This is a genomic window from Pantoea sp. Morm (genome assembly GCF_016643525.1).
Classification (GTDB): Bacteria; Pseudomonadota; Gammaproteobacteria; order Enterobacterales; family Enterobacteriaceae; genus Pantoea; species Pantoea dispersa.
In genome coordinates this window covers 1-11,043 of the sequence record NZ_VOQX01000122.1, presented here as the reverse complement: position 1 = coordinate 11,043, position 11,043 = coordinate 1, and the positions used below count along the sequence as shown (strand labels likewise).

General features: G+C 59.1%; 12 protein-coding genes and 2 pseudogenes. 11 read left to right on the top strand and 3 right to left on the bottom strand.

What is annotated here, in order from left to right:
• From FT726_RS24260 to FT726_RS24225, 8 genes and pseudogenes are all read left to right on the top strand, one after another.
• Nucleotides 1–212 (top strand): annotated as a pseudogene (locus FT726_RS24260) (IS481 family transposase); the annotation flags it as partial.
• A gap of 279 nt (nt 213–491) precedes the next feature.
• The gene (locus tag FT726_RS24255) at nt 492–1,343 is read left to right on the top strand and encodes a MurR/RpiR family transcriptional regulator (protein ID WP_288424782.1); all 852 of its coding nucleotides are present in this window, start codon (nt 492–494) and stop codon (nt 1,341–1,343) included.
• 261 nt (nt 1,344–1,604) lie between these two features.
• Complete coding sequence (locus tag FT726_RS24250; RefSeq protein ID WP_346303584.1) at nt 1,605–2,441, top strand: transporter substrate-binding domain-containing protein; 837 nt, start codon at nt 1,605–1,607, stop codon at nt 2,439–2,441.
• A 2-nt stretch (nt 2,442–2,443) separates the two neighbouring features.
• Nucleotides 2,444–3,076 (top strand): urea carboxylase-associated family protein, encoded by a 633-nt coding sequence (locus tag FT726_RS24245; RefSeq protein ID WP_288424785.1) that lies wholly within the window; start codon nt 2,444–2,446, stop codon nt 3,074–3,076.
• The gene (locus FT726_RS24240; RefSeq protein ID WP_288424786.1) at nt 3,060–3,707 is read left to right on the top strand and encodes an urea carboxylase-associated family protein; all 648 of its coding nucleotides are present in this window, start codon (nt 3,060–3,062) and stop codon (nt 3,705–3,707) included. The genes FT726_RS24245 and FT726_RS24240 overlap by 17 nt, the downstream gene beginning before the upstream one ends.
• Nucleotides 3,708–3,710: 3 nt before the next feature.
• Complete coding sequence (locus FT726_RS24235) at nt 3,711–4,361, top strand: amino acid ABC transporter permease (protein ID WP_058757080.1); 651 nt, start codon at nt 3,711–3,713, stop codon at nt 4,359–4,361.
• Nucleotides 4,361–5,026: an amino acid ABC transporter permease gene (locus FT726_RS24230; protein WP_288424787.1), complete on the top strand. Its 666-nt coding sequence runs from the start codon at nt 4,361–4,363 to the stop codon at nt 5,024–5,026. The genes FT726_RS24235 and FT726_RS24230 overlap by 1 nt, the downstream gene beginning before the upstream one ends.
• A 13-nt stretch (nt 5,027–5,039) precedes the next feature.
• Complete coding sequence (locus tag FT726_RS24225; RefSeq protein WP_058757078.1) at nt 5,040–5,714, top strand: DUF1989 domain-containing protein; 675 nt, start codon at nt 5,040–5,042, stop codon at nt 5,712–5,714.
• Nucleotides 5,715–5,819: 105 nt separating this feature from the next.
• Here FT726_RS24225 and FT726_RS24220 read toward each other — a convergent pair whose 3' ends face one another.
• Nucleotides 5,820–6,446, bottom strand: coding sequence for a hypothetical protein (locus FT726_RS24220; RefSeq protein ID WP_021506683.1), 627 nt, complete (start codon nt 6,444–6,446; stop codon nt 5,820–5,822).
• Between the two features lie 391 nt (nt 6,447–6,837).
• Here FT726_RS24220 and FT726_RS24215 point away from each other — a divergent pair, with 391 nt between their 5' ends.
• Entirely contained in the window at nt 6,838–8,001 is a 1,164-nt protein-coding gene (locus tag FT726_RS24215) for an MFS transporter (RefSeq protein ID WP_346303583.1), read from the top strand.
• Here FT726_RS24215 and FT726_RS24210 read toward each other — a convergent pair.
• Nucleotides 7,998–8,918, bottom strand: a complete 921-nt coding sequence (locus FT726_RS24210) for a LysR family transcriptional regulator (protein ID WP_288424788.1) — start codon at nt 8,916–8,918, stop codon at nt 7,998–8,000. The genes FT726_RS24215 and FT726_RS24210 overlap by 4 nt on opposite strands.
• Before the next feature lie 110 nt (nt 8,919–9,028).
• Between FT726_RS24210 and lysA the strand changes: the two genes are divergently transcribed.
• Together lysA and FT726_RS24200 are read left to right on the top strand one after the other, a co-directional pair.
• Nucleotides 9,029–10,282 (top strand): diaminopimelate decarboxylase, encoded by a 1,254-nt coding sequence (gene lysA, locus FT726_RS24205; protein WP_346303582.1) that lies wholly within the window; start codon nt 9,029–9,031, stop codon nt 10,280–10,282.
• Nucleotides 10,282–10,734 carry a GNAT family N-acetyltransferase gene (locus tag FT726_RS24200; RefSeq protein ID WP_021506687.1) on the top strand — a complete coding sequence of 151 codons (453 nt, stop codon included), beginning with the start codon at nt 10,282–10,284 and terminating at the stop codon, nt 10,732–10,734. The genes lysA and FT726_RS24200 overlap by 1 nt, the downstream gene beginning before the upstream one ends.
• Before the next feature lie 97 nt (nt 10,735–10,831).
• Here FT726_RS24200 and FT726_RS24195 read toward each other — a convergent pair.
• Nucleotides 10,832–11,043: pseudogene (locus FT726_RS24195) on the bottom strand (IS481 family transposase); the annotation flags it as partial.

Here is an 11,043-nt window from a genome sequence, read left to right as displayed (position 1 = left end):
ACGACGAGGGCGTGATGGTCAGGAAGGTGGATATCAGCGGGAAGCTGAGCGTAAAAGGACTCAGCCTGAAGGCGGGCAAGGCGTTCAGGGGAGAGCGTGTCGGGCTGAAGGAGACGGGGGAAGACGGCTATTACGAGGTGTGGTGGTACAGCACAAAAGTGGGGGTGATCGACCTGAAGAAAAAGTCGATCACCATGGGTAAAGGATGTTAAAAAGTGTTCACTATGCCCCCGAACACCTGTCTGCCATGTCCCCGGACTGTACACCCATGGGGAGAGGGGACTTGCCTGTACCCCGGTGGGAGAGGGCCGCTGTGGTTTTCTCCCTCTCCCCGTGGCAGAAGGCCGCTCTGGTTTTCTCCCTCTCCCCGTGGGAGAGGGCCGGGGTGAGGGCACCAGTTCGCACCCAACTTCCCCCCACCATAAAATTCCTGATGACAACCCGGCACGCTCTGTGCAGGATGGTTTTTTTTCATTTTTCAGGAAATCACCATGAGTGCAAAAGCGGCTACGTTAGAGGGTCGGATTCGTCAGCACTGGGATCAACTCTCCAGCCACGAGCAGCGACTTGCCGATGTACTGCTCGCCGCACCGGGCCAGTTAGCCATGAACACCGCCACTGAACTGGCACACAGCGCGGGCGTGTCCAAAGCCACCACCACACGCTTCTTTCGCCATCTCGGCTACGAAAGTTATGAAGCCGCACGTCGGCAGGCGCGTGAAATGCAGAGCAGTGGTTCACCGCTCTATCTGCAACCGGTACCCAGCGCGTCGCCGCTGGCCAGCATCATGCAGCAGCATCTGGAGAAAGAGATCGCCAACCTGGTTAACAGCTATCGCACGCTGGACAGTGAACAGTTGCAGCAGGCGGTCAGCGCCATCAGCCAGGCGCGGCGCGTGGTGGTGATGGGTTGGCGGCATAGTCAAACCATCGCGCATCTGATCTATCGCGATCTGATCCATATTCACTCCGATGTGCGTTTGCTGCCGCGTCCCGGCGATTCGCTGGCTGAGCATATAGCGGCTCTGACCGCCGGGGATGTGGTGATCTGTATCGGTCTGCGTCGGCGCATGCCCGCGCTGGAGGCAGCAATGAACGCGCTGGCCGAGCGCAACGTGCCGATGCTGTATATCGCCGACGTGCTCTCCGGCAAACCGGCGCGCCATGCGCAGTGGGTCATCCGCTGTCACACCGACAGCAGCCTGATCTTCGATAGCACCGCCGCGCTCTCCGGCGTGTGTAATCTGCTCTGTTCACTGGTGGCCCGACAAATGGGTAAAGCCAGTAACAATCATCTCGCGCAAATCGAAGCGCTACACCAATCCCTCGACGAACTGGAATAATGCGCCGTACTGGCGCAGGGTGCGCCAGAAAAATCACCAAAGTGGTGCAATTCCAACCAGCGTTTGCCAGTCCATCCATCCCCATTCTACGCTGAGTGAAATGATAGAAATTAAAAATAAAAAAAAGAAACAAATGTTTCTATTTGATTGAATTGAATAAATCACATTTTTTCTCTGGTTGTTCTGCATGGTCGTGAAAAATCTGGCACAAAATGTGCTCAGTAGAAAAAGATATTTCACCAACACCAGGGGAACACCATAATGAAAAAAACAGCACTGCTGATTGCTGCACTTCTCTCCGTAGGCACCGTGGCGCAGGCGCAAGCCGACACGCTGGCTGACATCAAAAGCAGCGGCAAAATCACCGTCGGTATCGATCCAACCTTTCCTCCCTACGAATACACCGATGACAAAGGTGAGATCACCGGCTACAGCGTGGCGATCATGCAATCCTTTGCCAAAGATCTCGGTGTGAAACTGGAATTTCAGAAAACCGCCTTCAGCGGCATTCTGCCGGGCCTGATTTCGGGCTCTTTCAATGCCGAAGGTTCATCCCTTAACGTCACGGCGGAACGCGCGAAGAAAGTGCTGTTCACCGTGCCATACAGCAAAACCGTCAACGGCGTGCTGGTGCGTGAAGCTGAGGCGAAAACTTTCAGCGGTAAAACCCTGAGTCCGGAAAGCTTGTCGGGTTTGCGCGGTGCGGTGAAAACGGCCAGCGTGCCAGAGCAGCTGCTGAAGGGCTTCAATGAGCAGTTGAAGAAAGAGGGTAAGAAACCGATCACCATCATCAATGTCGATTCGCTGGATCAAACCGTCAGCACGCTGATGACCAAACGCGCCGACTTCGTTTATGACGACATCTCGGTACTCGCGCCGGTAGCAAAAAAATATGCCGGCAAAGTGGCGCAGGTGGGCGAAGTCGGCCCGTCGCAGTGGATGGGCTGGGCGACACGTAAAGAAGATAGCAGCCTGAAGAAAGCGATTAGCGACCACATCCTGGCGATGCAGAAAGACGGCGAACTGACCAGACTGCAACAGCAGTATCTTGGCACCACCTTTACCGTGCCCGCCAGCGACTTCATTCCGCAGGAGTAATTATGTGCCAGTCCAACCTGACGGTGCCTGCTGGCTTTGGCAAAACCTTCCGCGTGCGCAAGGGCCAGTTTATTACCGTGATTGATAGTGAAGGGCAGCAGGCGGCCGATTTCGTCGCGGTCAATGCCGATGACCTGAACGAGAAACTGTCGCCAGTGCACACGCGTCAGCAGCTGCGCTCGCTGTTCTTCAAGCCGGGCGATGCACTGTGGTCGAGTGAAAACCGCCCGATGCTGCGCATTCTTGCTGACAGTATCGGCATCCATGACGCCAACGTGCCCGCCTGCGATCGCACCCGTTTCAGCATCGATTTCGGTGTCGAAGGGCATCGCAACTGCGTGGATAACCTGCTGGAGGGGATGAAGATGTTTGGCGTTACCTACTTCTCGCTGCCGGAGCCGTTCAATCTGTTCCAGAACGGCCCGGTTACTGCCGATGGCCGCATGGAAGTGACCGATCCCAACAGCAAAGCGGGCGACAGCATCACCTTTGAAGCGCTGTGCGATCTGATCTGCGCAGTCTCATCCTGTCCGCAGGACATCATTCCCGGCAACGGCCTGCAGGTGACGCCAATCGACATCGTGGTCAGCGACCATTTTCACGCTCAGGAGATGAATCATGCTGTTAATGCGTGAAAATTATCAGGAAACCGCCGTGCGAACGCTGGCTGAACCGGTGCCGGTTGCGCCGGGTAGCATCGGTTCGATTCGCGTGCTGCGCGGCCAGTTACTGCGCATCACCGCCCAGGGCGACGGCGCGGTGGCTTCGCTGTTTGGCTTTAGCGTGGCCGATCCCGCCGTGTGGTTGTCGGTGCACCACACGCGGGTGTTCAGCAACAGCTATCTGCTCGGTTCCGGCATGCGTCTGGTGAATAACCGTCGCCGTCCGATGATGGTGCTGGGCAAAGATAGCGTGAAGCGTCACGATCTGCTGCTGCCGGCGTCCACCACGGTGTTTCTCAATGAGCGCGGCTATCAGGGCGAAGGTTGCCTTGATGCGCTGCGCGGCGAGCTGGCGCGTCTGGGCATGGTGGTGCCGAAGCTGCCAGATCCCATCAACCTGTTTATGCACGTCAGGCTGACGCGAGAAGGCGAGATTCTGCCGGAAACTAACCTGACCAAAGCCGGTGACAGCATTACCTGTCGCGTAGTGATGGATACGCAGTTCATCGTCTCGGCCTGCAACACCGGCATTGAGGGCAACGACCGTCCCGCGCCGCTGCTGCTGTCGGCGGCGGAAAACCTGCACGACTTTAACGCGGAGTAACGCATGGGGCTGGATCAACAGGTAGTGGCCGCGCTGCCGGAACTCGGACACGGCCTGCTGATGACGCTGGTGCTCACCGTGCTGGCGTCGTTAGTCAGCGTGGTGATGGGGCAGCTCGGCTGCTTCGTGCAGCTGCGTCGTGCCTGGATCTGGCGCGCCATCGGGCGCTTCTATGTCAGCGTAATGCGCGGAACGCCGGCGATTGTGCAGCTGTTTGTGGTGTTTTTCACCTTGCCGCGGCTGGGATTGGGCGGTCAGCCGATGCTGGCGGCGGTGATTGCCATTGGCCTCAACAGCGGCGCTTACGTGGCGGAAATCCTGCGCGTTAACCGCAGCCTGGTGACGCGCGGACAGCTGGAAGCGTCGCGCACGTTGGGTCTGAACCGCTTGCAGACGTGGTGGTACGTCATCAATCCACAGGTGATGCGCGCCAGTCTGCCGATGCTGGTGAATGAGTTCACCATTCTGCTGAAAACCACGCCGCTGGCGTCGGTGGTGGCGCTGACCGAACTGACCTACGCCGGACAAATCGTCATCGCCCGCACCTACGAAGCCACGCAGGTTCTGCTGCTGGTGGCGGCCGGTTATCTGCTGATCGCCATGCCGTTAATTGCGGCGGCGCGTCGTTTAGAAGCGAAACGGAGGTTGGCGTAATGGATTGGCAGGCCATTATCACCTCTTTGCCATCGCTCGGTGACGGCCTGCTCGCCACCTTGCAGCTCTGTCTGGTGGCGGCGTTCTGCTCACTGCTGTGGGGCGCGCTGTTGGCCGTGCTGCTGATGCGCGCCTCGCGGTTCTGGCTACGGTTGCTCAATCTTTACAGCGGCTTAACCCTTGCACTGCCGCTGCTGGTAGTGATCTATCTGCTCTATTTTGTGTTGCCGGAATATGACATCACGCTGTCATCGCCGGTGGTGGGCGTGCTGGCCTTGACGCTCTATTACGCGCCTTACATTGCGCAGGTGATCCGCTCGGCCATTGATGCGCTACCAAAAGGGCAGTGGGAAGCGTGCCGCGTGCTCGGCCTGAGCCGCAGCGAACAACTGCGCGACGTGGTGCTGCCGCAAACGCTGCCGCAGATGCTTTCGCCTCTGGTCGGGCTGATGATCGGTTTGATTAAAGACTCCGCGCTGCTGTCGATTGTCTCAGTGCAGGAGTTTATGTACGCCGCCAGACAGGCGATTTCGGATACCTACGCGCCGCTGGAGATCTATCTCACTGTGGCGCTCTGCTACTGGCTGCTCAACAGCGTCATCGACTGGCTGGCGCGCGGCCTTGAATCTCGCATGACGCGCTATCGTCGTGCCATGCAGCATTAATCAGGAGAACAACATGTCGGCTGAATTTCAGCATCGTGAAGCGATGACCATCCCGGCGCGCTACGGCAAAGCGGTGCGCCTGAAGAAAGGTGAAGCGGTGCAGGTGATTAACCTGCATGGCACGCAGGTGGTGGATTGCTGGGCGTACAATGCTGAGGATGTGAGTGAATATATGTGTATGGAGGCGACGCGCGTGTGGAATCAACGTCTCAATCCCAAAGTGGGCGACAGCTTTATCACCAGCCAGCGCCACCCGATTTTGACGCTGGTGGCGGATACCTCGCCTGGCGTGCACGACACCTTCATGGCAGCCTGCGACGCACGTCGTTATGAGCTGCTCGGCTGCACCGAACCGCATCGCAACTGCCATGACAATCTGTTTGAAGGCATGCGTGAGCTGGGCGTGACGCTACCGCACGGCAATCTGGCCTCGTTTAATATTTTTATGAATATTCAGGTGCAGCCGGATGGCATTACGCTGAAGACGCTGCCGGTGGTGACGAAGCCGGGCGACTATATTGTGCTGCGCGCCGAGATGGATTGTTTTGTGGCGTTTTCCGCCTGTCCGCAGGATATCGTCAGCATTCAGGGGCAAGGAGACAACACCCCGCGCGATGCCGGGCTGCGTATTCTGACCAGCGGGTTCCCGCAGGTGCAGTTGCAAGGTCCGTGGGTTCCCTCACCTTAATCCTCTTACTCAAACGGGAGAGGGAAGCGTTCGAGCGAACATGTGGCAGCTTCTCCCTCTCCATGTAGGAGAGGGCCGGGGTGAGGGCACCAGCGCGCACCCGACCTAAGACTTCACCACCCCATCCAGCCACGCCTGGAACCGCGCATAAGGCACATATAGCGCCACATCTTTAAACAACGTTTTGCCGCTCTTATTATCATCAATCCGACTGCTATAGCCGACAATCACCCCGGCCAGCGTGTCGTCGCTGGCGTTATATACCGCGCCGCCGGACATGCCTTTCACCACGCCGGCATTGGCCGCCACCACTACGCAGCTGGCCTTATTCCAGTCATTGCTCAGCGTCGTATTGATCAGGTTTTTGCCGCTTGATGCCACCGGCAGCGCGGAGATAAAGCTATACCCATACAGATTAACGTTGTCGCCGATATGGCTGTTGCGGAACTGCGGGGGCAGGTTGGCTTCTTTATTCGCATGATAAACCACGGCGATATCGCACTCCGGATGCCAGGCCTTCACCCGATACAGCGAATATTTGGCCACGTGCGCCGCCGTCAGGCTGTATTCGCGCGTCAGGGGGATAGTGGTGCCCAGCGCACCCATGCCGAGCACGGTGGGGATGCCGGTGACGGTCATATCGACGCGCCTGGCCGCTTCTGAGCTGTATTCATAGTGCCCGACCGAGCAGCCGCTTAAGCCGCCGATCGCCAGCGCGATGATCCATCGCATAACTCTGTCCCCCTGTTGTGTTGACGCCGCATTACCGGGCAATCCATTGGGGTATCGGCAATGTGCGACCATCCTTTACTGCCTGATTTAACGCCAGAAAGCGCCGTCGCTGTGACAGCGATCACAACCTGTTATCAAGCGTAGTCTGTTATCGCCATCCTGTCTCAGTGATGCATAAGCGACACTTTTTAGCGCCGGGATTATTGCCGCGCAGGCAAAATAGCCTTGCTGCCGCCCGGGTGGTTGAGAGTCAGAGGCTGTGCTTTAATAGCAGACTGTGACGCAGTTCAAAAATAAACATCCCCGCACTGTCGGAGGGATACGCGTCTGTCTTAACCGTACGGCGTTCGTCGTGCGGCCCGCCTGCAAAATTATTTTGGGAGAGTGTGTTATGCCTGTTGCATTACTGGCGCTGGCGCTGAGTGCGTTCGCCATCGGCACCACGGAGTTCGTCATCATGGGGTTACTGCCGGAAGTGGCGGGTGACCTGCAGGTGTCGATTCCTTCTGCGGGCTGGCTGATCAGCGGCTATGCGCTGGGCGTGGCTATCGGCGCGCCAATCATGGCGCTGCTGACCGCGAAACTGCCGCGTAAACGTACCCTGATTCTGCTGATGATCATCTTCATCATCGGCAACGTACTCTGTGCGCTGGCTTATACCTATAACCTGCTGATGCTGGCGCGCGTTATTACCGCGTTGTGTCACGGTGCGTTCTTCGGCATCGGTTCAGTGGTCGCGGCCAGCCTGGTGGCGCCGGGCCGTCAGGCATCGGCGGTGGCGCTGATGTTTACCGGTCTGACGCTGGCCAACGTACTGGGCGTGCCGCTCGGCACCTGGTTTGGTCAGCTGTTTGGCTGGCGCGCCACCTTCTGGGGCGTGGCGATTATCGGCATTCTCGCGTTCATCGCGCTGATTGTCAGCCTGCCGACTAACAAAGATGAAAAACCGGTGCACCTGGCGAGCGAAATCAGCGCGCTGGCCAACGGCAAACTGTGGCTGTCGCTGCTGATGACGGTGTGTTTTGCCGCCGCGATGTTTGCGCTGTTCAGCTACATTGCGCCGCTGCTGCTGCAGGTGACCGGCATCAGCGATCGCGGCGTCAGCTGGACGCTGTTCCTGATTGGTGCTGGCCTGACGGTGGGTAACATTGTTGGCGGGAAACTGGCGGATTGGAAAGTGTCGTTCAGCCTGATCCTCAGCTTCTCGCTGATCGCCGTGTTCTCGCTGCTGTTCAGCTGGACCAGCCATGCGCTGTGGCTGGCAGAGGTAACCCTGTTCCTGTGGGCAATGGCGACCTTCGCCACCGTGCCGGGCCTGCAAATTAACGTGGTGCGCCACGGTAAAGACGCGCCAAATCTGGTGTCGACGCTCAACATTTCGGCCTTCAACGTCGGTAACGCACTCGGTGCGTGGGTGGGCGGCGCAGTAATCGATAAAGGCTATGGCCTGACGGCGGTGCCGGTCGCGGCGGCAGCGCTGGCGGCAGCGGGATTAGTGGTTTGTCTGCTGACCTTCCGCAAATCGGGCGGTCAGCGCGAGACGGTGCGCGCTTAAGCCAGACGCTGGGCGATGCGCTGCGTAAAGGTGGCCACCTGCTGCTGCAGGTGGTCGCAGAAGTGATCGACCAGCGCCGATGCCGGTCGATGCTGCGGCCGCACCAGGCTCACCGTGAACGGCACGGCAATACTGAAGCGGCGCATCACCACGCCGCTGTCGGCGTAATCCAGCGCCGTCAGCGGATTAACAATCGAAATACCCACCCCGGCGCGCACCATCGCGCACACCGACGCGGCGCTGTGCGTCTCCAGCACCAGCCGCCGCTCCACCTGCTGCTCATGGAACAGCGCATCCAGCAACTGACGATAGCTATCGCTGCGCGACAGGCTGACATAGTTTTCACCGTGAAAATCCTGCGGCGTCAGCACCGCCCGCTGACACAGCGGATGCTGCGGCGGCAGCACACACACTTCATCACAGGTCAGCAGTGCCAGGCGTTCAGTCCCGGCGGGTGCATGCTGGGTTTCGGTCAGACCGAGATCGTAGCGCTGCGCCGACAGCCACTCCTCCAGCAGCGGCGACTCCTGCGGAATAATATTCAGGCTCACCTGCGGATAGCGCTGTAAAAACGGCTGCAGCAATGGCGGCAACAGCGACTGGGAAAAGACCGGCAGGCAGGCGATGGACAGCTCGCCCTGGCGGAAATTGCGCAACCCTTCGGCGGCATCCATGATGCGATCCAGACCGTACCACGAGCGCTGCACCTCTTCGTACAGCCGCAGCCCCTGCACGGTGGGCTGCAGGCGGCCGCGCACCCGCTCAAACAGCTGTAAGCCCAACTGCTGCTCCAGCCGCGCCAGCTCGCGGCTCACCGTTGGCTGCGAGGTATGCAGCAGCGTGGCAGCCTGGGTCAGATTGCCGCTGGTCATCACCGCGTGAAAGATTTCGATATGCCGCCAGTTAATTTTTGCCATCGTCGCCTCCATGTCATCCATATCATATTTGCATAGCTGATGCTTAAACAGATATTTTTCTGCATCACTGTGCTGTGGCTAAATGACAGCAACGACTCAGGAGAATGCTCATGCCACGTCCACTTAACGATTCCCAGACGGCGCTTAACGCCACAAATCTGCTGCCGCTGGCGCAGCGCTACAGCGGCCCGTTCTGGGCTTACGATGCCGAAATCATTCAGCAGCGTATTGCGCAGCTCAGCGCGTTTGACGTGGTGCGCTTTGCGCAAAAGGCCTGCTCAAATATTCATATTCTGCGCCTGATGCACGCTGCCGGCGTCAAGGTCGATTCGGTTTCGCTCGGCGAGATCGAACGTGCGCTGGCTGCCGGTTTTCAGCCGGGCGGCGAGGATATTGTGTTCACCGCCGATGTGCTGGACTCACCGACGCTGGCGCGCATCGCCGAGCTGAAGGTGCCGGTGAATGCCGGCTCAGTAGATATGCTGCATCAGCTCGGCGCGGTTTCGCCGGGTCACAGCGTCTGGCTGCGCATTAATCCGGGCTTTGGCCACGGTCACAGCCAGAAAACCAATACCGGCGGCGAAAACAGTAAGCACGGAATCTGGCACAGCGATCTGCCGCTGGCGCTGGCGGCGATTCAGCAGCATGGCCTGCAGTTGGTGGGGCTACATATGCACATTGGCTCCGGCGTCGATTATGGCCATCTGCAGCAGGTGTGCGACGCGATGGTCGACCAGGTAGTGGCCTTTGGCCAGGACCTGCAGGCCATCTCGGCGGGTGGCGGGCTGTCAATTCCTTATCGCTTTGGCGAGGAGGCGATTGATACGCAGCACTATTACGGCCTGTGGAACGGCGCGCGCGAGCGTATCGCGGCGCACCTCGGCCATGCGGTGAAGCTGGAGATCGAGCCGGGCCGTTTCCTGGTGGCAGAGTCGGGCGTACTGGTGTCGCAGGTGCGGGCGGTGAAGCAGATGGGCAGCCGTCACTTTGTGCTGGTGGATGCCGGTTTCAGCGATCTGATGCGTCCGTCGATGTACGGCAGCTATCACCATATTTCGCTGCTGCCTGCCGATGGCAGCGCGCCGGCTGACGCGCATGTGGAGAGCGTGGTGGCCGGGCCGCTCTGTGAGTCGGGAGATGTGTTTACCCAGCGGGAAGGCGGCAAAGTGGAAACCCGCGCGCTGCCAGCGGCACAGGTCGGCGATTATCTGGTGTTCCATGATACCGGCGCTTACGGCGCATCAATGTCCTCCAACTACAACAGCCGTCCGCTGATCCCGGAAGTGCTGTTTGAGCAGGGCGTGCCGCGTGAGATTCGCCGTGCGCAGACCATTCAGGAACTGCTGGCGCTGGAGCTGAACTGATGCGCATCGTGCCGCTCAGCAGCGTGCCGCATCACGCCAGCCAGATCACCGACTGGCTGTGGCAGGCGTTTGGTGACGGCACCTCGCGCGCGTTTTACGACAGCATTGTACGCAGTAGCCTGAACGGTGCCGCGTTTCCGGTGACCTTTGTCGCGCTGGACGAGGATGACGTGCCGCACGGCACGGTAGGGTTCTGGCGCTGCGATTTGATTAGCCGTCAGGATCTCTATCCGTGGGTTGCCGCGCTGTATGTGGATGAAGCGGCGCGCGGGCAGGGGCTGAGTGCCGCCCTGCAGCAGCACGTGCTGGACTATGCCCGCCAGCGCGGCTATGCAACGGTGTGGCTGTGGTCGACGTTTGGCGGCTACTACGAGCGTTTCGGCTGGCAGTATCAGTGTGATGCGCTGGAGTTTCCTGAGGTGCAGGTGAAGGTGTATTCGCAGGATTTATAGTGGGTTGGGTGCGCGCTGGCCCTCACCCCAACCCTCTCCCGCAGTGTACAGTCCGGGGACATGGCAGACAGGTGTTCGGGGACATAGTGAACACTTTTTAACATCCTTTACCCATGGTGATCGACTTTTTCTTCAGGTCGATCACCCCCACTTTTGTGCTGTACCACCACACCTCGTAATAACCGTCTTCCCCCGTCTCCTTCAGCCCGACACGCTCTCCCCTGAACGCCTTGCCCGCCTTCAGGCTGAGTCCTTTTACGCTCAGCTTCCCGCTGATATCCACCTTCCTGACCATCACGCCCTCGTCGT